At 46.0% G+C, this 24668-nt stretch carries 16 protein-coding genes and 1 pseudogene; 16 read left to right on the top strand and 1 reads right to left on the bottom strand.

Annotated elements, in window-relative coordinates; all coding sequences use genetic code 11:
- Window positions 1-3 precede the first annotated feature (3 nt).
- The 8 genes from BMX95_RS22685 to BMX95_RS22650 all read left to right on the top strand — a co-directional run bounded on the left by BMX95_RS22685 (window position 4) and on the right by BMX95_RS22650 (window position 10006).
- On the top strand, window positions 4-1641 hold the full coding sequence (locus BMX95_RS22685; RefSeq protein WP_081202010.1) for an alpha-L-fucosidase: 1638 nt from the start codon (window positions 4-6) through the stop codon (window positions 1639-1641).
- Window positions 1642-1644: 3 nt separating this feature from the next.
- Window positions 1645-3942: a glycoside hydrolase family 20 protein gene (locus BMX95_RS22680; RefSeq protein WP_081202008.1), complete on the top strand. Its 2298-nt coding sequence runs from the start codon at window positions 1645-1647 to the stop codon at window positions 3940-3942.
- Between the two features lie 16 nt (window positions 3943-3958).
- The gene (locus BMX95_RS22675) at window positions 3959-5275 is read left to right on the top strand and encodes a gluconate:H+ symporter (protein WP_081202006.1); all 1317 of its coding nucleotides are present in this window, start codon (window positions 3959-3961) and stop codon (window positions 5273-5275) included.
- 23 nt (window positions 5276-5298) lie between these two features.
- Window positions 5299-5760, top strand: coding sequence for a RidA family protein (locus BMX95_RS22670; protein WP_081202004.1), 462 nt, complete (start codon window positions 5299-5301; stop codon window positions 5758-5760).
- Window positions 5761-5795: 35 nt separating this feature from the next.
- The gene (locus BMX95_RS22665) at window positions 5796-6827 is read left to right on the top strand and encodes a sugar kinase (RefSeq protein WP_242673174.1); all 1032 of its coding nucleotides are present in this window, start codon (window positions 5796-5798) and stop codon (window positions 6825-6827) included.
- Between the two features lie 187 nt (window positions 6828-7014).
- Window positions 7015-8088: a dipeptidase gene (locus BMX95_RS22660; RefSeq protein WP_081202002.1), complete on the top strand. Its 1074-nt coding sequence runs from the start codon at window positions 7015-7017 to the stop codon at window positions 8086-8088.
- Window positions 8089-8479: 391 nt separating this feature from the next.
- Window positions 8480-9568, top strand: a complete 1089-nt coding sequence (locus BMX95_RS22655) for a glycosyltransferase (protein WP_081202000.1) — start codon at window positions 8480-8482, stop codon at window positions 9566-9568.
- Window positions 9569-9601: 33 nt separating this feature from the next.
- The gene (locus BMX95_RS22650) at window positions 9602-10006 is read left to right on the top strand and encodes a hypothetical protein (RefSeq protein ID WP_081201998.1); all 405 of its coding nucleotides are present in this window, start codon (window positions 9602-9604) and stop codon (window positions 10004-10006) included.
- 4 nt (window positions 10007-10010) lie between these two features.
- Here the strand turns inward: BMX95_RS22650 and BMX95_RS22645 are convergent, their stop codons facing one another.
- Window positions 10011-10547: an RNA polymerase sigma factor gene (locus BMX95_RS22645; RefSeq protein WP_177193712.1), complete on the bottom strand. Its 537-nt coding sequence runs from the start codon at window positions 10545-10547 to the stop codon at window positions 10011-10013.
- Between the two features lie 175 nt (window positions 10548-10722).
- Here BMX95_RS22645 and BMX95_RS22640 point away from each other — a divergent pair, with 175 nt between their 5' ends.
- The 8 genes and pseudogenes from BMX95_RS22640 to BMX95_RS22605 all read left to right on the top strand — a co-directional run.
- Window positions 10723-11718, top strand: coding sequence for a FecR family protein (locus tag BMX95_RS22640; protein WP_081201994.1), 996 nt, complete (start codon window positions 10723-10725; stop codon window positions 11716-11718).
- A 95-nt stretch (window positions 11719-11813) separates the two neighbouring features.
- Window positions 11814-15452: a SusC/RagA family TonB-linked outer membrane protein gene (locus BMX95_RS22635; RefSeq protein ID WP_244898121.1), complete on the top strand. Its 3639-nt coding sequence runs from the start codon at window positions 11814-11816 to the stop codon at window positions 15450-15452.
- Window positions 15453-15492: 40 nt separating this feature from the next.
- Window positions 15493-17073 carry a SusD/RagB family nutrient-binding outer membrane lipoprotein gene (locus BMX95_RS22630; protein WP_218149831.1) on the top strand — a complete coding sequence of 527 codons (1581 nt, stop codon included), beginning with the start codon at window positions 15493-15495 and terminating at the stop codon, window positions 17071-17073.
- A 122-nt stretch (window positions 17074-17195) separates the two neighbouring features.
- Window positions 17196-18668: an alpha-L-fucosidase gene (locus tag BMX95_RS22625; protein WP_081201987.1), complete on the top strand. Its 1473-nt coding sequence runs from the start codon at window positions 17196-17198 to the stop codon at window positions 18666-18668.
- 36 nt (window positions 18669-18704) lie between these two features.
- Window positions 18705-20168: an alpha-L-fucosidase gene (locus tag BMX95_RS22620; RefSeq protein WP_081201985.1), complete on the top strand. Its 1464-nt coding sequence runs from the start codon at window positions 18705-18707 to the stop codon at window positions 20166-20168.
- A gap of 29 nt (window positions 20169-20197) precedes the next feature.
- Entirely contained in the window at window positions 20198-22051 is a 1854-nt protein-coding gene (locus BMX95_RS22615; RefSeq protein ID WP_090519571.1) for a beta-galactosidase, read from the top strand.
- Between the two features lie 117 nt (window positions 22052-22168).
- Window positions 22169-24328, top strand: coding sequence for a glycoside hydrolase family 3 N-terminal domain-containing protein (locus BMX95_RS22610; protein ID WP_081201983.1), 2160 nt, complete (start codon window positions 22169-22171; stop codon window positions 24326-24328).
- A gap of 102 nt (window positions 24329-24430) precedes the next feature.
- A pseudogene (locus BMX95_RS22605) lies at window positions 24431-24668 on the top strand (IS110 family transposase); the annotation flags it as partial.

Below are 24668 nucleotides of genomic sequence, written 5' to 3'. Positions count from 1 at the left end.
TGCATGAAAAGATTGATCGTTGTTTTAGTTTGTATAGTACAGGGTTTAATGGCATGGGCACAACATGATGTGGTGAAAGATGGCGAAGCCAGTGAGTATAACCTTAATAAACCGGAACGGGAAGAATGGCTGCGCCAGGCACCGGGTGGGCTGTTTATTCATTTTAGTGTAGATGCGCAGCTGGGTATTGTGATCAGTCATTCTCTGGTAGGCGCCTCTGATGATTATGTAAACCGGTATTTTAACGAGCTGCCAAAAACATTTAATCCGTCGAAGTTTAATCCGGAAGAAATAGCTACGCTGGCCAAACTGGCTGGCATGAAATACATTATGTTTACCACCAAACACCATTCGGGGTTTTGTATGTGGGATACGAAGACAACCGGGTTCAATATCATGAATACGCCGTACCATAAGGACCTGTTGAAAGAATTTGTTGACGCTACCCGCAAGGCAGGGCTGCAGGTTGGTTTTTATTTTTCACCGGAGGATTTTAATTTTCTGCATACGCATAATATGCTCATCAGTCGTGATAACGTAGTAATGAGCGAGGCAGTAAAAAAGGAGTTTGATGAATTCACCCGGGCGCAATGTGAAGAACTGATGACCAATTATGGAAAGATCGATTTGTTGTTTATCGATGGCGAACCGAAAGAAGTGGTGAAAGCTACCTGTTGGAAATTACAACCAGATATTCTGATAACAAGAGGGGCATTAAAAACAACCGAACAGATGTTACCCGGTGTAACCATTCAAAAACCCTGGTTGTCGTGCATTACTATTGGTACTGCCTGGCAGTTTCAACCTACCAATGAAAGATACAAATCCGGCACTACGCTGATTGAATTACTGATTGAAGCAAGAAGTAAAGGCGGCTCGTTGTTATTGAATACCGGTCCTAAACCCAATGGAGAACTGGCCGGGGAGCAGGAAGACAGGTTGCGGGAGCTGGCAGCCTGGTATTTTATAAACTGGGAGGCTGTTGACAATGTATATCCCTGGGTTATCAGCCGGGAAAAGAACATCTGGTTCACAACAACAGCCAACAAACAAACGCTGTATGCCCTGGTTACCGGTTTACCGGGCTGGGTAGAAGGGGAGCAAAAAAGTTTTACGCTCCATTCGGTAAAAGCAACAGCAAATACGACAATCAGTGTGTTGGGACAAAACGGTATCATTCAGGAATACAAGCCAGGAAAAAAGGTGGCTCCGTCTTTTCGGCAAACAGATACGGGGCTGGTAGTATCGGCTTTTCGTACCCAGCGTATTTACGACGATCATAAATGGCCCAACCCGGTAGTTATTAAAATTGAAAATATACAGCCAGCCATTGAATCCGTACAGGTGGTAACGTTAGACGCCCGTTCATCCGCATCAGCCATGGTATTGTCGGGTAAAGTACTAAACTTTAAACCTGCCACACCCATGAAGGCGTTGTTCTATTATCGGCCCTATCATGGACAGATCGAAGACCTGTATACCGGCCCGTGGATAAAATCGGCCACCGTGCCCATCGATAAAAATGGCAGTTTTTCCGGCACGGTCAGTGGCTTGAAGAAGGGACAACAGTATGAGTATAAAGCGGTGGCGGAATACAGCGGTATTGAATTGGAAGGCGATAAAAAATTGTGGCATCCCTAAACTATGAATTGTATACGTACATACCTGCTGACGATCCTGTTAATGATTGCCATGCCCTTGTCGATGCTGGCACAGGCAGGCAGCCAGTCATTACCCGCCCTGATCCCTTTACCAGTAACAATAACCCCATCAACAGAAGTATTCATCATAAATGCCACCACAAAAGTTGTGGTAGCAGATGGAGCATTGAACAAAATTGCCAGTTTGTTAAACGGCTATGTACTGGCCTATGGCGGCAAACTTTTGACGAAAGTTACTGCGGTCCCTGGCAGTAACTTTATTTCACTGGCTATCGATTCCACCGCCATACCCCATAAAGAAGGGTACCTGCTTCGTATCGATAAAAAAGCCATCCGTTGTATTGGCCATGATGCCAGTGGGGTGTTGTACGGATTGCAAACCTTGCGACAGTTATGGCAAGCCGGAAAAGGCAGTCTACAGGTTCCGGGTTATACCATTAACGACTATCCGCGTTTTGCGTATAGGGGAATGGCGCTGGATGTAAGCAGGCATCTGTTCCCGGTTTCGTTTGTAAAGAAGTACATCGATCTGTTAGCTCTATACAAGTTCAATACCTTTCACTGGCACCTGACCGATGACCAGGGCTGGCGGATTGAAATAAAGAAATATCCCCGATTGCAATCGGTGGCTGCCTGGCGTAAGGAAACCCTTATCGGTCATAAAAAAGAATGGCCCCATCGTTTCGATGGAAAGCGTTATGGCGGGTTCTATACACAGCAGCAGATAAAAGAAGTGGTGCAATATGCGGCTGACAGAAAAATAACCATCATCCCTGAAATTGAAATGCCCGGCCATGCCTCCGCCGCATTGGCAGCATACCCGGCATTGGGCTGCACGGGCGGACCGTATGCAACAGCTACGTACTGGGGCGTATTTGATGATGTGTATTGCGCAGGCAACGATAGTACGTTTGTGTTTTTACAAAATGTGCTGGATGAAGTAATGGCACTGTTCCCATCCCCCTATTTACATATTGGCGGTGATGAATGCCCCAAAACAAGATGGAAAGTTTGTGCAAAATGCCAGCAGCGGGAACAAGCATTGCACTTAACCGATGAACATGCGCTGCAGAGCTATTTCATTCAGCGGATGGAGCAATACGTTAACAGCAAAGGCCGGCAGATCATTGGCTGGGATGAAATACTGGAAGGCGGTTTAGCGCCCAATGCCACGGTAATGAGCTGGCGGGGCGAAGCCGGCGGCAAGACTGCTGTTGCACAACATCACCCCGTAATTATGACGCCGGAAACGAATTGTTATTTTGATTATTACCAATCGTTATATAATGAAGAACCACTGGCTGCAGGCGGTTTTACGCCTTTGCAAAAAGTGTATGGTTATGAACCGTTGTCTGAAAGTACAGATGAAGCATCCACAAAATATTTAACAGGTGTGGAAGGGCAGGCGTGGAGCGAGTATTATACAAGTGAGGCGCTGGCTGCCTATATGATCTTCCCGCGTGCATTGGCCCTGGCTGAACTGGCCTGGACGCCGAAACCACAACGCAATTATGATAGTTTCCTGAAGCGGTTACGTGGAGAAGGGGCGTTGCTAACACATGAAAAAATTAATTATGACGCACATTTTGATGACATCAGTTTTACGGCGGTACCCCTGCAAAACAATGTTTTGCAGATAAATTTGCAAACTGCTGCGCCTGGCAGCGAGATCAGGTTTACAAGGGATAATACCGTGCCTACTATACAAAGTGCATTATATACCAGCGCAATAGAAATTACAAACACTTGTACAGTAAAGGCATTGCTCTTTAACAGGCAACAGCAGCCTACAGGCCGGTTGTTCCAGCAATCGTTTCGGGTACATAAAGCAGTAGGCGCTGCCGTACATTTGCAAAACAAGCCCATCGACCGGTTCAACCCCGGTAATACAACCCTCGTAAATGGCTTGTTTGGCGGCAATCGATATAACGACAATCAATGGCTGGGTTTTAGTGGCAATGATCTGCAGGCAGTGATCGATTTGGGTAGGGCTCAAACAGTACAACGACTGGCGCTGGAAGTATTGAATTATCACTGGCAACGAATGTGGGCGCCGGTTACGCTGCAGTTGCTGGCATCTATAGACGGGACCCATTACAAGGAATTGTACCGGCAGGATTCATTTCCTGTCAATGGCATCAACAAGCTGGAGGTTCCGGTAACTCCGGTTCGGGCGCAATACATAAAAGTGATCGGCACCAACAAAGGCGAGATCCCTGCGGGTGAATACGGCGCAGGCGGCAATGCCCTGTTGCTGATCGATGAAATTGTGGTTGAATAATAAATAATAGAAAGAAATGTCCATACTAATCGTATTGCTTTGCATTGTTATACTGATCCTGCTGATAACGTGGGGAAAGCTGAATGCTTTTCTGGCATTTTTGATCATCTCCATTCTGGCGGGTTTGTTATTGAAACTGCCTGCTGAAAAAATTATGTCGGCAGTGCAGCAGGGCATCGGCGATACATTGGGTTCACTGGTAAGTATCATTTGTTTGGGCGCTATGTTAGGAAAACTGGTAGCAGAAAGCGGTGCCGCCCAAAAAATTGCTACTGTATTGATGGATGCATTTGGCGCCCGCTATCTGCAATGGGCATTGATGATCACCGGTTTTATCATTGGCATCCCCTTGTTTTATGGAGTGGGATTTGTGTTGATGGTGCCGTTGATCTTTTCTGTTGTATACCAGTATAAATTACCCGCGGTATATATTGGCCTGCCTATGTTGGCGGCCTTATCGGTAACGCATGGTTTTCTACCCCCGCATCCTTCACCCACTGCACTGGTAACGCAATTCGGGGCCAGTATGGGCATTACGTTGTTGTATGGATTGTTGATTGCCATTCCTGCCATTATCATTGCCGGTCCCTTGTTTTCAAGAATGGTGAAGCACGTAAAATCAGCGCCGTTGGAATTGTTTAAACCACAGGCCACCGATAAAACCCAGTTGCCGGGAACTGCCAATAGCTTTATAACTTCCTTGTTGCCGGTGTTCCTGCTAACCGCTACTACTGTGTTGAGTTATTTCTCCCGTAATAATCCTTCCATAAAAGGCGTGGTAACCCTGATCAGCGAACCCGGATTGATCATGCTGATTTCAGTATTAGTGGCTGCCTTCACGTTGGGTATCAGTGGTGGCCGGTCAATGAAATCGGTGATGGCGGTCTATGGTGATGCGGTTAAGGATGTGGGTATGATTTTGTTGATCATTGCCGGATCAGGTGCCTTGAAACAGGTGTTAACAGATAGCGGGGTGAGCAAACAAATAGCCTCGGCATTGGAAACCTGGCCCGTACACCCATTGGTACTGGCCTGGTGTATGGCGGGCATTATTCGCATTTGCGTGGGCTCAGCAACCGTAGCAGGATTAACCACGGCCGGTATTATTGCGCCGCTGTTGGCCAATTCATCGGTGAATGCCAACCTGATGGTATTATCGGTAGGAGCCGGCAGTTTACTGTTTTCGCATGTAAACGATGCCGGGTTCTGGCTTTTTAAAGAATATTTCAACCTGAGCATAAAAGACACCTTAAAGACCTGGTCGGTCATGGAAACAATTGTGGCTGTAACCGGACTGGTTGGTGTAATGATCCTGAATTCCATTGTAGCATAATATAAATATCAAACACTGAACACATGAACGCAGAAGAAAGATTCTTAAACCTGGGATTGAAATTACCTCCTGCTCCCACACCATTGGGAGTATACAAACCTTATCTTATCGATGGTAAATATCTGTATTTATCTGGCCATGGGCCTGTGCGGGAAGATAAGACCCTCATTATTGGTAGAATAGGAAGCGAGCTGAATATTGAAGAGGGTAAGCTCGCAGCCCGGCAGGTTGGCCTTACTATGTTGTCAACGATCTGTACGCATATTGGCAGTCTCGATAAAATAAAACGGGTGATCAAAGTACTGGGAATGGTGAATTGTACCACTGATTTTGAACGGCATCCCTATGTCATCAATGGATGCAGTGAATTGTTTGCCTCGGTTTGGGGCGAAGAAAACGGCATCGGCGTTCGCAGCGCCGTAGGCTTCGGTTCCTTACCGGATAATATTCCGGTGGAGATAGAAGCGATATTTGAATTGTTTTGAGTGTGAGTTTTTCGTTATACTTGTTGAAATGATGAATGATGATGACACCCAGTCCTGTTCAGTTAACCGCATTTGGTGAATTTATGATGCGGTTGCACAGCGCCGGATCGCAACGTTTTTTACAGACCCAGGAGTACAAAGCATACTATGCAGGAGCGGAAGCCAATGCCTGTGTGTTGTTGTCGCGCCTGGGTGTTACTACCAGGTATGTTACCCGTGTTCCGCAAAATGATTTGGCATTGGCTGGCCTTCAGCAATTGCAAAGTCATGGCGTAGCTACCGACCATGTTGTATATGGTGGTGACAAGCTGGGCCTTTATTTTACGGAGCCGGGCAATCATATCCGCCCCACGCGGGTAATCTATGACCGGGCTGGTTCGTCCTATGCCGCGCTGCAACCGGGAATGATCGATTGGAAAAAATCGCTTCACGATTCGAAATATTTTCATTGGTCGGGCGTAGCACCTGCCGTGTCACAAAGTGCAGCCGATGTGTGTGCCGAAGCGTTGGCTGTAGCCAAACAGCATGGTGTCATCATCTCAGCCGATTTCAATTACCGCAGTACATTATGGAAATATGGAAAGAAGGCTGCCGACATTATGCCGGCATTATTGCAACCCAGTGAAGTAGTAGTGGCCGATCTGGATTCCGCTGCTGTGTATTATGGCATCGATACCGATGCACATGCTTCATTGGAAGACCGGTTCAAACAATGCAGCGAAGCCTTACAAAAACAATTGCCGGATATGAAAACGCTGGGTATGAGTTTTCGTAAAACGGATGGGCCGGTGCATATTTATTCCAGTGCGCTGATGCACAACAGGCAGTATTATTTTTCTACTGCTTACCGGTTGCCATTTATCACTGATCAAATTGGTACAGGCGACGCTTTCACCGCCGGTATATTATATGGATTGATGAATGGGTTGGAACCGCAGGACATAATTGAATTTGCCACCGCCTGTGGTGCATTGAAACAAAGCATTCATGGCGACTGGGCGATCATTTCTAAACCAGAGGTTGAGCAATTTATACAGACCGGATCATCAGGAAGAATTATTCGATAATAGAAAAGAAGTCTCCGGTTACCGGTCACCGGTTTCCGGGCCTCCATTCCGAAACTCGCTATATTGCCACAGCATTCTTCAGGTTTGCCGCGAACCCGGTAACCGGCAACCGGAAACTGGCCACCTGTTCCTTTAAAACTTGTAACTGGCACTGATATTTCGAAAGCCAAACTAAAGTACTAAGAACATGTTTACAATAGACGCGCACCTTGACTTAAGTATGAATGCCATGGAATGGAACCGCGATCTGCGGCAACCGGTTATGGACATTCGCAAACGGGAAACCGGATTAACTGATAAACCTGACAGAGCGAAAGGCACCGTAGCCTTACCTGAATTACGCCAGGGAAATATTGGACTGGTAGTAGCCACACAAATTGCCCGTTATATAGAGCCAGGCAGCTGGTTGCCCGGTTGGCATTCACCAGAACAAGCCTGGGCGCAAACCCAGGGACAACTGGCCTGGTACAAAGCCATGGAAGCCGCGGGAGAAATGGTGATGATAAAAAATAAAACCGATCTCGAAAATCATTTGGCGCTGTGGTTAAATGGCCAGCCCAACGATAATAAACCAATCGGCTATATCCTGAGCCTGGAAGGGGCCGATTCCCTGGTTACAATAAAACACCTTGAGAAAGCACAGGCCTATGGACTACGGGCGGTTGGTCCGGCCCACTACGGCCCCGGCCGCTATGCCAATGGTACTGATGCAACCGGTGGATTAAATGCCATGGGCAAAGAACTGGTAAAAGAAATGGACCGGTTAAACATGATCCTCGACGCCACCCATTTGTGCGATGATGCCTTTTGGGATGCGCTGGGTATTTTTAAGGGGCCTGTATGGGCCAGCCATAACAATTGCCGGGCGCTGGTTGATCACAACCGCCAGTTCAGCGATGACATGATCAGGGCGTTGATAGAAAGAGGCGCCGTAATTGGCGGGGCGCTCGATGCCTGGATGATGGTGCCCAACTGGGTGCGGCAGCAATCAACCCCCGAAGGCATGCACTGCAACCTCGAAAAAATGCTCGATCACCTGGACCATATCTGCCAACTGGCTGGTAATGCACGCCATGTGGGGCTTGGTACCGACCTCGATGGCGCTTTTGGCAAAGAACAATCGCCTTACGACCTGGAAACCATTGCCGATTTGCAAAAGATCCCCGCTTTATTAACCAAACGTGGTTATGCACCTGCAGATATTGAAGCCGTTATGCATGGTAACTGGTTACGTTTTCTGCGGAAGGCATGGGACAATTAACGGCCAAAAACCGGTTATCAGACCCGGCATTGGGAAACAATCCTAAAATCGGGCAATCTGTATAAAATACTAACTGCTTATGTATAAGGGGCTTATTTAAAGATCTGCTCCCATCTCCGCTTTTAAGGGAAGTTTTATGAACAATAGGCATAAAAATGGCTTATAGCAGCATGGCTGTCATTGCTGCGGTCCTTGCATACAACATCAATACCCCTTCCGTCCAACCTTTCGCCTTTGGTCTGTAGTAGATATAATGTCACTCAATACATCAGGAATTGTAAAAATATTTAACAACCCAACGGTTGTGTATTAAGCAACCGTACAATAAATGACTTATAACAACCATGGGCAATTTTACTATATAGAAATTTATTGATATATAGCATTAGTTATGAAGATCGTACATGTAGTAGAACCTTTTGCTTCTGGTATAGCGACATTTGTTCAGTCGATTGTACAAAACCTGCGCGATGACTATCATATAATCATCCATGGTGAACGGGAATATGTGATGCGTTCAAACGAGATCATCAAATATTTTCCCGAAGAAAATGTGCAATTTATCAGGTGGCGATCGGCACAAAGAAGTATAAGTGTGGTAAAAGATACCGTGGCATTGGTAGAATTGTGCAAATTATTGCAGCGCCTGAAAGCACAGAAGATGGTGGATGCAGTACACCTGCATTCCTCTAAAAGCGGTTTTTTGGGCCGGCTGGCGTGCAGGCTTATGAACATTCCCAATGTGATCTATACGCCCAATGGGGCGCCATTCCTGTTGAGCAATATGAACACAGTTAACTTATTGTATAAACTCTTTGAAAAACTGGGTTCCGCATTTGGGGGAAAGGTCGTTTGTAGTTCCCGGTCGGAACAGGCGGCTTATCGGAAACTGGGCATCAATGCATTGAATATCAATAATGGAATTGCTGTCGACACCAGCCATTACACCCCGGGTAAAGTACCGGCAGCATCTGGCAAATTCCGTATTGTCACCAGTGCGCGCATTGTTCAACAAAAGAACCCTGCCTTGTTTAATACCATTGCCACCCATTTTAAGGATTTTGAGCAGTTTGAATTTATCTGGGTAGGTGATGGGGAAGACCGCGCCGTACTTACCGCGCCCAATATTACCATAACAGGCTGGTTGCCCCAGTCCCAGGCAATGGAGCTGATCAACAATTCACACTTATATTTATCCACTTCCCAATACGAAGGACTGTCTTTTTCCGTTCTCGAAGCATTGTCATTGCGTAAAACGGTGTTGTTAAAGAATTGCATTGGCAACCGGGATATTGTAAAAAAGGGATTGAACGGGGACCTGTTTTCCAACGCGCAGGAAGCCATAGTGAAGATCTTTCAGTATTACAACAACCCGGCTATGTTACGGATCATGGGCGAGTATTCCGGCTGGCTTTGCCATAATGAGTTTAATGTGGATACCACTTGTTTGGGGTACCGGAATTTGTATCAGCGTGTTTAATTAATAACGTATAATAAGCATAAATAAAAAAACATGGATATTTCTGTAAACGGATTGATGGAAAGGAGCGAGGGGGCAAAGAACGGCACTAACGGGCATGCAGTAAGCGATCCGGCATCTAAACAGATCAATGAGAAACTGGAGCAGATCACCAAATACCTGCTACAGGAAAATGAAAATAAACAACAGGTAATAAAAGAACAGCGGCTTGAAATAGAAAAACTGAATAACGAGATCAACGAGAAGGCTGCCATAGTGGCCGAACTGAAAGAACAGTTGAGCCAAAGCGCACAGCATACAGAAGGCCATCGCCAGCTGATCAATAAATTATTGAACGATATTGAACATTTTCAAAGTGATATTGAGTGGTATAAACGCACCTATGAGCGCAGGAGCATTTGGGGGGTGTTGAAAGATAAATTAACCAAAAGGAATTAATTGATCAAAAGAACAGGAAGGCAGAAAGCGTGGTCAGCAGTTTTTTTAATGATTTAATAGATTGGTACAACAGGTTACGGGCAGCCTGATAATTGATGTTCATGATCTCACTCACTTCTTCATAATTCAGTTCCTGGTAAAACTTCAGGTAAATGATCTCCTTCTGGCGGTTCGAAAGCTGACCAAGCGCCTGCAGCACCCGGGCGGTTTTTTCCGCATCCTGTTCGCGCCCAACGAGAAGGGTCTCATGGCTTAATTCAAACAACACATCACTGTGGTTTTCGTTAAAAGGATCGGCCATTTTTCGTTGATGAGCGCGGTACAATTTGTATTTAAGCGATTTGAATAAGTAAGCTTTTACCGATTGTACCTGGGTTTGACTTTTATGCTGCCACAATTCTGTGAATAACTCCTGGATGCAATCTTCCAGTATGTCGCGATTGCCGTTGAATTTATTGCCATATTGAACCAGCGGTTCATAATAACGTCGGAACAACAAAGCAAATGAATGGTGATCACCCTGTTGATAGGCCTCCCACAATGATATATCAGGCTGGTTGGAAATCAATTTGTTATGCTATCGATAGGTTTTTGAATTTGAAACGGAAACAAATGTGAATTTAGGATTTGTTTTATATGAAAATGGCAAAAAAGATTAAAAATATGGTTACAAAAAGTGATTTTGCCATACTATTTTTAGAAGCGAAACCTACTATATGGATGCACCAATCAATTCTATTGAAGACCTTATAAGTGAAGAAAGCTTTTTGGCGTGGTATTACAAAACCGATCCGCAAGCGGTGGAGCGTTGGAACAATCGCATTGCTAACGACCCTATACAAAAAAAATTGGTTGATGAGGCGGTTCTGTTACTGCAACAAATTACCATAAAAGAAGAACGCGTTGATGCACAACGGTTGCAAATTGCTGAAGAAAGATTAACAAAAGCGACAAATCCTGCTGATTACAATCAGGCCGCAACACCTGTTGTTACCATGCGTTCGCGCCGTACAAAATGGTGGGCCGCAGCTGCAATTATTTTCTTAACTTCAATAGGAGTTTGGCAATACATCCGCACTACTGGTAAACTTGTTATGCAAACCGCCTTCGGGGAAACCCGGCAGGAAGTTTTACCCGATGGATCCCAGGTTATGTTAAACGCCAATACTTCCCTCAACTACCGCAAATGGAAAGAAGGGGCAGATAGAGAAGTCTGGGTAAACGGTGAAGCCTTTTTCCATGTTAAAAAAACAGCTCAGAAAACAAAATTTATTGTGCATACCGGCCACTTTGATGTGGTTGTTACCGGAACCCAGTTCAATGTTATAAACCGTAATTCCAGGAACAATGTATTGTTAACGGAAGGAAGTGTAACCATACAGGGTGAAGGACAGGAAGTTCACCTGCAACCAGGTGAATTTGTTGAGTTTAATAATACTGGAATTCAGAAAAAAGACGTTAACAATGCACCGGTGCTGGCCTGGACCGAACACAAATTTATTTTTGAGAAAACTCCTATGAAAGAGGTCGCTGATCTGGTAGCGGATTTGTATGGGATAAAAGTTACGCTGGCTAATGAGGCCGCGGCAACAGACTCCCTTTCTGGCATTATACCCAACGACAACCTCGATGAGTTTGTACAACTATTGACGTTGTTTAAGTATGATGTAGAAAAATCGGACAAAGAAATTCTGATTAGGAAAAGACAATAGAACCAAGACCAGGCAGGTTTATTTTTTAAGATCTGCGTATGAGGAAAAGAGGCTCTGAAAGAATCTTTCGGGGGTGTTTTTTCGCGGTTTCAATATTGCTTGCCAGCGGTGTTCTTGCGAAGCCTCCCCGACAGACTTTACATGCAGGCGTATTAACCCTGGCAACAGATACTACTATTGCCCGCGAACCCCTTTTTGCCATACTGAAACAATTGAATCAATCAAAAGGGATCTACTTCCTCTTTTCCGAAAAATCATTTGGCGATGTACTTGTAAAACCGGTTTTCAATAAAGACCGGCCGGTTGAAGAAATACTGGAAGACCTGCTGCTGTTTACCGGTTTAAATTATAAAAAGGTAAACGATAAAACCTTTGTCATTATCGCCGCTCCGGAAAATACACCCGTTCATCAATCAAAAACAACCACTACTGAAGATAAACCTCTCACAGAAAAGAAAACGCAAATAGTTAGAGGCCGGGTTACCAATGAAGAAGGAAAGCCATTGGCCAATGTAAGTGTAGGGGTAAAAGGCACTACGCTCGGCACTACTACCAATGGGAAAGGCGAGTTTAGTATAGAAGGGAACAAGGGAGCCGTAGTAGAGCTATCCAGTGTGGGGTATGAAAAGAAAGAGATCCGTCTTAATAATTCCGGCACTATCATCTATCTCAATGCGCAATTGTCAGTTTTGGAAAATATGATGAACGAAGTGGTGGTAACGGCCCTTGGGGTAAATAAATATTCGCGGTCGTTGGGATATTCGATAAGCACAGTAACAGCCGAGAATCTTTCTGCAGCGGGTAATACCAATTTCGCTTCTGCATTGTATGGCCGTTCACCCGGCGTGATGATCAAAACGGCGCCCGGGGGTGCCACCAGTGCCGTTCAGGTGCAGATCCGTGGCGTGAACTCCTTAAATTTCAATGCGCAGCCACTGTATGTGGTTGATGGCATAATCATTCGAAACACCAATGAAAAAGGCATTACCGGCATCAACAATGGCGGTTATTGGACCGACCCGCGTATTCGCGGCAATGGCATCCTCGATATCAACATTGCCGATATAGATAACCTTTCCATTTTAAAAGGGGCCAGTGCAACCGCCTTATATGGGTCCGAAGCCGCTGCGGGTGTGGTAGTGATCACTACCAAAAAAGGAACACCCAGGAAACGGCTAGGGGTTGCTGTCAACTATACCAACACGTTGGAACAGGCGGCCTTTCTGCCAAAATACCAGTATGAATATGGTCCTGGTTCCGACAGGGCCACCAACCTCTCTGAAGGCGCCACAGAAGATGGCTGGGTTCCCGTTGATACCGATGGCGATGGCATAAACGATAACAAACGGCCCAACTTTACAGCCTATGCGCAATTCGGCCCCAGGTTCGATGGAAGCCTGGTGCCCTGGTGGGATGGGGAAATGCGCCCCTATGTAGCGCATGAAAAGAATTATAAACAATTGTATCGCCTGGGCTTTAATTCCATTTTGAATACTTCGATCACCAACGCGAATGATAAATTTTCTTACCGTTTATCATACACCCGCAATGATTATAAGGGCATACAACAGGGGGGCGATCTGCAACGCAATACCGTTCACCTGAACAGTAATTACAAGATCAGCGATAAACTGAATATTGATGTAATTGCCAACTATTTAAACAGCAAGGTGCATAACCGCCCTTACCAGTTAACAAGGATCATTGCGGCTTATGCCGGTTTTTTCAGCCGTGCAGAAGATATGTCGATTGTATTTGACAAGTACAAAACCAGTGAAGGTTACAAGTGGGTGCCCTGGAATCAGTCGCAACGAAATCCCGTGGAAGCACTGCGCTATAATGTAAAGAGCGAAATGCTTGATTTTTTATGGATGCAATTAAAGAACAGTGAAGATGAGTACCAGGACCGGTTGCTGAATAGTGTAACCCTGAATTATGAGTTGAGCAAGGAATTGAAGTTCAGGGCTCGTTTTGGCAATGATTTCACCAGCCTGAAAACAGAAACCCGTTTGTACAGCGAATATCCCTCCACTTTCAATACCGCTGCGGCAAGTACAGGCCAGTATAAAATTGCCAGTGGGCGGTACTCCATCCTGTATGGTGATGGGTTGCTTACCTGGTCAAAAAAATTATCCGGTAAATGGAACCTCTCCCTGACGGGCGGGTTTCAGTCGCGTAAGGAAACGTACAACGATCAGTCAGCTGAAACCACCGATGGTTTGCTGGAAGAGAACTGGTTTAGCCTGGAGAATTCTTACCATCCTGTTAAAACGGCCTCCGACAGAAGCGCCGTGCTCAAGTATGCCTTTCTTGGCTTTTTTAATCTTTCTTACAAAAATTATTTGTATTTCGAGGGAACGGCCCGTAAGGAGTATTCATCCACTTTACCCCCGGGCAACAACAGTTATTTTTATCCTTCCCTCAATACCGCATTTGTTTTTAATGAAGCGCTTAATTTGCCGGCCTGGGTCTCGTTCGCTAAAGTGCGTACTTCCATTGGCGTGGTAGGAAATGCGCCACCGGCCTATACCTCACCGGTTAACTACACGCAACAGAACCTGGCAACCATGCAGGGAACGGTGGCGGCCCTGAATGCACAAATGAATGCGGGGAACAACAACATCAGGCCAGAGAATAAATATGAGCTGGAAACAGGTTTAGAAACCATGCTGTTCAGAAATCGGCTGGGGTTCGATGTTACCTGGTACAGCAGCCGCACCATTAACCAGATAGTACAACTGAGCGTGCCTTCCAGTGCAGGCGCTCAAACCAAACTGGTCAATGCAGGGGAACTGCGAAGCAATGGATTGGAAACAAGGATCCAGGGAACGCCAATCCTTGGTAAAAAATTTAAGTGGACAACCCAGTTGACCATGTCGAGGTCCCGGTCGAAAGTGAGCAAACTGGCTTCGGGGGTAAATAACATTACCTTTTATGAAGCCGAACAAAATGGGCTGAGGATAGTAGCCGAACAAAATGAAACCATTGGCAATATTTATGTTTATCCGCGCTTAAAAGATAATAACGGGAATTATATAATCGGGTCGAATGGGTTGTATACCATCGATAATCACCGGTACGAAAAAGTAGGCAATGTAATGCCCAGGCTAACCGGCGGCTGGTTTAACAATGTGAGCTGGAAACAATTTTCGTTCGATTGTGCGGTGGATTATCGCATGGGTGGTAAACTGGTATCGCCGCCTTTGAAATATAACATCGGTGCCGGGATGTATAAAAGCACGCTGGAATACCGGGATGAAGCGCATGGCGGGTTGCCTTATTACATTAGTCCCAATGGTCAAAAAATATTGTTGCCCAGCCATAACTCAAAAGTGTCGAACGCAGGCGAGGTATATCACGATGGTGTTATATTGCCTGGCGTAACGGTGACCGGGCAGCAAAATACGCAGATCATCGATGCCGCCTATTATTATATGAACACGTTCATCTGGGGGGCTTCCTCGGTCAATGAAAGTGCTGTTGTAGATAATAGTTATATAAAATTGCGCGAACTGATCCTGGGATATTCTTTACCAGCTAAGTTAACGGGCAAAATGCATTTCAATAATATCCGTGTTTCACTGATAGGCAGAAATCTGTTTTATTTCTACCGTACGTTGAAGAATATCGATCCGGAAGCAACCATTGGTTCCAACTGGATCAGGCAAAGTGTGGATGAGGGCTCTATGGCGGCAACACGAAGCATGGGCTTTTCTGTAAACTTTGATTTTTAAACAAACAATGACAAAGCAGGTAAAATATATATTCTCTTTAATGTTGTTATTTGCAGTGGCTATAAGTAGTTGCGGCAAAAAGCTGGCTGAGCTGTATAATGACCCTGATCAAACCGTGCAGCCCTCCATAGAGAAGTTCTTTACCGAAATACTGAACAACAACCGGGTACGACCTTCTTACTGGAATGTGCGCACGTTTATTGCCATGCATACCGGCATTTACACACAATCATTAGGATATTTAAATTATACTACCGCCTATCAACAAAATGCGGGTTATACCCAGGACCGGTGGAATGATTTTTACCGGCCGAGTAATTCAATAGATGGTGGTGATGGGGGTATTATGGCACATTACCGGTTAATAGAATCCCTGTATGAATCCATGCAGGACGCCGGGCAAAAGGCCAATGCCGCTGTGTTTTACATGGCTGCTAAAATAGTGATGTACGACCAGGCTTCACAAATAGTTGACATGTGGGGCGATATTCCCTTCTCAGAAGCAGGATATGTAAATACTACCGGCAGCGTGTCGCCACCAGGGTTCGATAATGCGGCCAGTATTTACGATGCCATGCTGGATGGATTGAAAAACGCAGCTTTATATTTTTCCAGCGCGCAGGTTTCTCCAGCTACGCAAAACTTGTTTAACAAACAGGATATTTTGTTGAATGGTCAATTCGATAAATGGCAACGGTATGCCAATGCCATCCGGTTGCGTTTGCTGATGCGGATCTCTTTTGTGAATGAAGCAAAAGCCAAGACCGAGGTGTTGAACATGATCAACAATCCTTCCTTGTATCCATTGGTAGATGGCGCCATGAATTATGCGCCGTCGCAAACGGATATTTTGTTACAACCGCTGACGAACTATATAGATGATCTGCACAATGCCCTTACGGAAGTATTCAATTATATGGCGCCGGATTATATGTTGAACACGGTGATGAACCCCAGCAACGATCCGCGCATCCCGGTACTGTTCGATAAATATGGGCGTACAGATGGAGACCGGTTCATTCGAAATATTGGTTACCAGGCTATGCCGGCCAATGATAATGCCGAGAATCAACAGGTAAACCTGGGCCGTTATGCCATCCTGGATTCCGCTACTTTTTTATTCAACACCAAATTGCCTGGCATTGTGATCACGGCGGCTGAAGTGAATTTTTTAAAAGCAGAAGCCTGGGAACGATGGGGTGGGGGCGATGCGCGGGCCGCGTATGAAACAGCCATCCGGCAGTCTATCGCATTTTACTATTATCTGAACAGCCTGAATACCGTTACCCGAATGCCCTTGCCGCCACCGGCTGAAGCCGACATTGCCAGTTTTTTACAAAGCATGCCTATAGAATATACGGGTACCACCAATGAAAAACTATCGAAGATCTGGATCCAGAAATGGCTTCATTTCGGGTTTCTGCAATCGGTGCAGGGGTGGGCAGAATATCGAAGAACAAAGCAACCCGTATTACAATTTTATCCATCTACCCTACCGGGATATGAAACACCTCCTTCCCGGCTGGTATACCCTGCCAGTGAAACATCATATAATACAAACTATGCATCCGTACGGAATAAGGATGTGCGTACAGGCAAAATATTCTGGGATGTAAAATAATAGCCAGGGAACTTTTTAAAATCCGTTAAGTATCGTTGAAAATTTGACTTCAGCACTTAGATTTGACCGCTGCCATTGGGCAATGGTTACAGATTATTAAAATTTAAACCAGCATCCCCATTATGTTCATCAGTTCGCTATCTATAAAACGATTGGTTTCGCGGGCACTTATCCTTTCTTTTTTTGTACTCCCGACAATTATAACGCAGGCACAGGAACAGGGCGTACACCCGCAATCAACACAATACGAGTGGCCTGCCGATCCGGCGGTAAGAGAAAAGCTGGAACACTGGCGCGACCAGAAATTCGGTATGATCATTCACTGGGGTTTGTATGCAGTGCCCGGCATGATTGAATCATGGGAACTGTGTTCAGAAGACTGGATCAGCCGCGACACCAACAGCGACTATGGTGAATTTAAAAAATGGTACTGGGGGCTGAAGAAAGATTTCAATCCCACGCAATTTAATCCCGACCAATGGGCACAGGCCGCTAAAGATGCCGGAATGCGGTATCTGGTATTCACTACCAAACACCACGATGGTTTTTGTATGTTCGATACAAAGCAAACCGATTTCAAGATCACCAATGGCCCCTTTGCCAACAACCCGAAAGCCAATGTGGCCAAATATGTGTTTGATGCCTTCCGCCGGAAGGGGCTGATGATAGGGGCGTATTTTTCAAAACCCGACTGGCATTGTCCTTACTACTGGTGGCCCATGTATGCCACACCAGATCGCAATAACAATTACGATATCCGCAAACATCCCAGTCGCTGGGCCCAGTTTAAACAATATACGTATAATCAGATCAGCGAGCTGATGCATGATTACGGTTCCATGGATATCCTTTGGCTCGATGGGGGCTGGGTACGTCCCCTGGAAACGGTAACCGAAGAAGTGAAGGGATGGGGCGCTGCCATCCCGGCCTGGAGCCAGGATATAGACATGCCGGCCATTGCTGCTATGGCCCGACAGGCACAACCGGGTTTGCTGATCGTTGACAGAACCGTGCATGGTCCTTATGAAAATTACCAGACGCCGGAGCAACGCGTGCCCGATAAACAACTTGATCACCCGTGGGAAAGTTGCATCACGCTGGGCAATGCGTGGGGATATGTGCCCAATGATCAATTGAAAACATCGGCAAAAGTCATTCACCAGCTAATTGAAGTAGTGGCAAAAGGCGGCAGTTTGTTATTGGGCGTTGGCCCATCGCCGCAAGGCACGTTGCCTGAACCGGTGGTACAGCGTCTAGCGGAGATCGGCAGCTGGTTGAAAATAAATGGCGAGGCTATCTATAATACCCGTCCTATTCAGGGCTATCAAAGTGGCAATGTGTATTTCGTGCAATCGAATCACAGCAAATCGGTGTATGCCCTCGCATTGCTCGATGAAAACGGTCCGGTGCCTGCGACCATTGAATGGGATGTCAATACACCGGCGCCAGGTTCCAAAATTAAATTACTGTCAACCGGCGCACCGGTTAAGTACACGGTGAAGAATGAGAAGGTAATAATCTCGGTGCCATCCGCTGTTCAAAAAGCAAAAGGCAATCCGGCACTGGCATTTGAATTTATTGTGGCAGCTGATTAATGACAAAATACATACATTAAATATAATCAGGAGCAAATGACATTCAGGAACGGTTTTATTACGATCGCCATAGGAGCTATGGTGTCACTTGGCTTTTTAGCGCCGCATCGCAAAAAAGTAGATCCGCCCGCGCCGGTAGGCCCGGTGCCTACTGCCAACCAGCTGGCCTGGCAACAAATGGAGACCAATGCCTTTGTACACTTTACCATTAATACTTTTACAGATCGCGAATGGGGCCTTGGCAACGAAAGCGAAAAACTATTCAACCCACAGGGCACCGATGCCATGCAATGGGCACGGGTATTGAAAGAAGCGGGTTTCAAACAAATGATCCTTACCTGTAAACACCACGATGGGTTTTGTTTGTGGCCAACCCAATACACCGAACATTCTATAAAGAACAGTCCGTATAAAAACGGCAAAGGCGACATTGTAAAAGAAGCTTCCGATGCCTGTAAAAAATATGGGTTGAAGTTTGGTATTTATATGTCACCCTGGGACCGGAACCGGGCCGATTATGGGAAGCCGGAATACGTTACTTACTATCGTAACCAGTTAAAGGAATTGTTCACCAACTACGGACCGGTTACCGAAATGTGGTTCGATGGCGCCAATGGCGGCGATGGTTATTATGGCGGAGCCAATGAAAAAAGAAAGATCGATGGCCGCACTTATTACGACTGGCCAACCACATTAGCCATGGTGCGCCAAATACAACCCAATGTTATTTTCTTTAGCGATGCCGGTCCTGGCGCACGGTGGGTAGGGAATGAAAGAGGTGAAGCAGGCGAAACCAACTGGAATACCATTACCCCCGATACATTATATGCCGGAAAAGCCGGCGTTGAAAAATTATTGAACGAAGGTTCTGAAGATGGTACTGCCTGGATACCGGCTGAAGTGGATGTATCCATCAGACCGGGCTGGTTCTATCATAAGAAAGAAGATTCCCTGGTAAAAACGCCTGAGCAGCTTTTTGATATTTATCTCACTTCGGTGGGCCGTGGTTCGGTGTTGTTGTTGAATGTGCCGCCCGATCAGCAGGGTATTTTCAATGAAAAGGATGTAAAAGCGCTCTACGGTTTCCGCAATTTGTTGAACCGCGAGTTGGGTAAAAACAAAGCACTGGGCGCAATGGCAACTGCTACCAATTACCGGGGTAAGGAAGGGGCGTATGCACCCGCTAATGCAATAGATAACAATCCGGATACTTATTGGGCAACAGATGATGAGGCGACTTCCGCTTCGCTGGAAATAAATACCGGTAAGTTGCAAACCATCAAATACGTGCTGTTGCAGGAATACATCAAGCTGGGACAACGGGTAAAATCATTTACCGTAGAAGTGCAGAATAATGATGGCTGGCAGCAGGTAGCAGCAGGTACTACCATCGGATACAAACGCATATTGAAACTCTCACCTGTGAAAGGCGGCAAGGTTCGGATCAATATTACGGCATCAAAAGCCTGTCCGGTTATTTCCAATGTAGCCATTTACTAATAACAAGTACAATCAATAGAAATAATAGTATGGGCATAAGTAAAAGATTGCTGGGTAGTTTACTGGGCATCTTGTTCACAGGCACTGTTATAGCGCAGGGGAATCATACGTTCGAAATAAAGGATGGACAGTTTATCTACGATAACAAACCGGTTCAAATACATTCGGGTGAAATGCATTATGCCCGTGTACCGGCGCCCTATTGGCGGCACCGGTTGAAAATGATAAAGGCAATGGGGTTGAACACGGTGGCCACCTATGTGTTCTGGAATTACCACAACCCATCACCGGGTGTATGGGATTTCACCACCGGCAGTCATAACATCAGGGAGTTTCTGCGCATTGCCAAAGAAGAAGGGATGTTTGTTATTCTGCGGCCCGGTCCATATGCCTGTGCCGAATGGGAGTTTGGCGGATACCCCTGGTGGTTGCTGAAAGACACCAGCCTGGTGGTAAGGGCTTACAACCAGTCGTTTTTAGATTCCTGCAAAACATACATCAACAAACTGGCTGAGCAGGTAAAAGACCAGTTGGTAAGCAATGGCGGGCCCATTATTATGGTACAGGTGGAAAATGAATTTGGTACTTATGTGTCGCAGCGAAAAGACATTCCAATCGCGGAGCATCGCCGGTATAACGAAGCTATCCATCAATTGCTTCTTCATTCAGGATTAACCGGTCCCTTCTTTACATCAGATGGAAGCGGATTGTTCGATGGCGGCTCTTTACCGGGGGTATTGCCAGCTGCCAATGGTGAAGGCAATGTAGAAAACCTGAAAAAGGAAGTGAATAAATACCATAACAACCAGGGACCTTACATGGTAGCGGAATATTATCCCGGCTGGTTACACCATTGGACGGAACCTTTCCCTAATATTCCCATCAAACGGGTTACGGAGCAAATAGAGAAGTATCTGACAAATGAGGTGAACTTCAACGTATACATGGTGCATGGCGGTACCAACTTTGCATTTACTTCCGGCGCCAATTACGATAAGGACCACGACATACAACCCGACCTCACCAGTTACGACTACGATGCGCCTATTACCGAACCGGGCTGGGCATCGTCCAAATACCTGGCCGTGCGGGAACTGATGAAAAAATATGTAAAATATCCCGTGCCTGATATTCCTGCCCAGATACCGGTGATCACCCTGCCGCCTATACAATTGAACAGGTCGATGGACCTATTTGACTGGAAAAAGACGATTCGTCCGGTAGTGGCAGATACTCCAATGAACTTTGAGGCATTGAACCAGGGGCACGGATATGTGCTGTATAGCAAGCAATTTACACAGGCGGTGCAGGGTACTTTACAGGTAAACGGGTTGCGGGATTTTGCCGTGGTATATGTAAATGGAAAAAAAGCAGCGGTACTGAATCGGGTGAAAAAAACGTATTCAGCTACTGTAGATATTCCGGCCAATGGCACACTGGATATTTTGGTAGAGAATATGGGCCGTATCAATTATGGCAGTGAAATAGTACATAACAACAAAGGCATTATTTCACCGGTGCAGATCAATGATCAACCAATCACCGGTAACTGGAACATGTACAAACTGCCATTCACCCAACAGCCTGTTGTACATTCAGGCAAGCAAAAGGAAGGAAAGGCAGCGTTGTACAGCGGTACGTTTACCGTAACCAAACCGGGTGATGTATTTTTAGATATGCACAGCTGGGGCAAAGGCATCATCTTTGTGAACGGGCATAACCTGGGCCGCTACTGGCAGGTTGGTCCGCAGCAAACGTTGTACTTACCCGGCTGCTGGCTAAAAACCGGAGCGAATAGTATAGTAGTATTTGAACAATTGAACGATAGTATAGAGCCTGTGATACCTACTGTAGCGAAGCCCATATTGACGGAGCTGAAATAGTTAATTAGTTATTAAGTTATGGGGTTCGTAAGTTCCAGGTTGATGAGATCAACTAAGAAACTCAATAACCTACGAACCTAATAACCTGGAATTTTAACCAATCTAACATCTTCCATCATGAATAAAAGCATTTTATTTCTACTAAGCTGCTTCATTGTAATACATGCATCGGCACAAACCAATGCGGTTTTCCGAAATAGCCAACAACCCATGGAAACCCGGGTAAATGATCTGCTGCATCAATTGACCCTGCCCGAAAAGATTTCCCTGTTGGGGTATCGCAGCAAGGAAGTAGAACGGCTGGGCATTCCTGCTTATAACTGGTGGAACGAAGCATTACATGGTGTGGCCAGGGCAGGGGTAGCTACTGTTTTTCCACAAGCCATTGGTATGGCAGCTACTTTTAACGATGACCTGTTATTACAGGCAGCCAATGTTATCTCCACAGAAGCCCGGGCCAAATATAACCTGTCCCTGGCACAAGGCCGGCATTTACAATATATGGGCCTCACTTTCTGGTCGCCCAATATCAATATCTTTCGCGATCCGCGCTGGGGGCGCGGACAGGAAACTTATGGGGAAGATCCTTTCCTCACGGCACACATGGGCACCGCGTTTGTAAAAGGATTGCAAGGCAACGACCCCCGTTATTTAAAAGCCTCGGCCTGCGCCAAACACTTTGCTGTACACAGCGGGCCAGAGAACGGCCGCCATACCTTTAACGCCATCGTTGATGAAAAAGACCTCCGCGAAACTTATCTCTATGCCTTTCATGCGCTGGTTGATGCCGGTGTGGAATCTGTGATGTGCGCTTACAACCGCGTGAATGATCAGCCTTGTTGCAGCGGCAACTATTTGCTGAACAATATCCTAAGAAATGAATGGAAATTCAAAGGACATGTAGTGACCGATTGCGGCGCACTCGATGATATCTTTATGCGGCATAAAGTAATGCCTTCTGGCGTGGAAGTAGCTGCCGCTGCGATCAAAGCCGGGGTGAACCTGGATTGTTCAAACGTTTTACAAAACGACGTAGCGAAAGCCGTAGAACAAAAACTGCTGACCGAAAAAGACATCGACAGCTCGCTGGCACATCTGCTGCGCACGCAGATAAAACTGGGTTTTTATGACGATCCAACCGCCAATCCCTTTCATTCTTATGGCGCGGACAGTGTGGCCAATGCTGCCCATTCAGCCCTTGCCCGGGCCATGGCACAGCAAAGCATGGTGTTGTTGAAAAACGATAACCGGCTATTACCGTTGGATAAAAAGAAATATCCTGCCATCATGGTGCTGGGCAGCAATGCTGCCTCTATGGACGCCCTGCTGGGTAACTATCATGGCGTAAGCAATCGCGCGGTTAGTTTTGTGGAAGGTATTACCAATGCTGTAGATGCCGGTACCCGCGTAGAATACGACCAGGGCAGCGATTATAACGATACAACCCACTTCGGCGGGATCTGGGCTGCGGGCAATGCCGACATTACCGTAGCTGTAATAGGATTAACGCCGGTGTATGAAGGGGAGGAAGGGGATGCCTTCCTGGCCGCAAAAGGTGGCGACAAACCCGACATGAATTTACCGGCTGCACACATTGCTTTTATGAAAGCCCTGCGCAAAGCAAATAAGAAACCCATTATAGCTGTAATAACCGGTGGCAGTGCGGTTGATATCTCTGCTATTGAGCCCTATGCCGATGCCATCCTGCTGGCCTGGTATCCCGGTGAGCAGGGCGGTAATGCGTTGGCAGATCTCCTGTTTGGAAAAGTATCACCAGCTGGCCGCTTACCCGTAACTTTTTATCAGTCATTTGCCGATGTACCGGCTTACGACAATTACGCCATGAAGGGAAGAACATATCGCTACTTCAGTGGCAAAGTACAGTATCCTTTCGGTTATGGATTAAGTTATACCTCCTTTGCTTATGAGTGGCAGAAAATGCCCGCAAACATCCGCACAGCCAACGACAGCGTTTCATTTTCTATAAAAGTGAAGAACACCGGCAGCATGGATGGTGATGAAGTAGTACAGGTATATGTTGAATATCCGGCGGTAGACCGCATGCCGCTGAAAGAACTGAAAGCCTTTAAACGGGTACATGTAAAAGCCGGCGGTGAGGAAACCGTGCAATTGACCATCCCCGCAGCCGATCTGCAGAAATGGGACCTGGCCACCAACAGCTGGAAATTATATCCCGGCTCGTATAATTTATTTGCCGGTGGTAATTCAACGGACAAGAAGATTGTAGCTGCAATTAAAGCTGGTGGGAAGAAGTAAAGGACAATAGTCTTTATGTAAAAGGGTTTCGGAGCAGCAGCAGTCCGAAAATCGGCTGCAAAGAAGAACTTTGCTGATTACAAAACATAAAAATTAAATTTTATGAAACAGCAAACTTCAGCCGCTTCCGAAACCCAAACCAAAGGTAGAAACATAATCGATTATATCGGTAAAACGATTTGTGTAGGGATCGATGTGCATCAAAAGGACTACCAGGTAGCCAAGGTGTATAAAGGGATCTGTCTTGGTAATCATCGTATGGCAGCTGATAGTGACGCATTAATTAAACATTTGCGCAGTCATTATAGTGGGGCTGATTTTAAATGTGTATATGAGAGTT

The sequence above is a fragment of the Niastella yeongjuensis genome (assembly GCF_900110245.1).
Taxonomy (GTDB): domain Bacteria; phylum Bacteroidota; class Bacteroidia; order Chitinophagales; family Chitinophagaceae; genus Niastella; species Niastella yeongjuensis.
The sequence above is the reverse complement of the archived record's forward strand: the minus strand, read 5'-3'. Positions and strand labels throughout refer to the sequence as shown.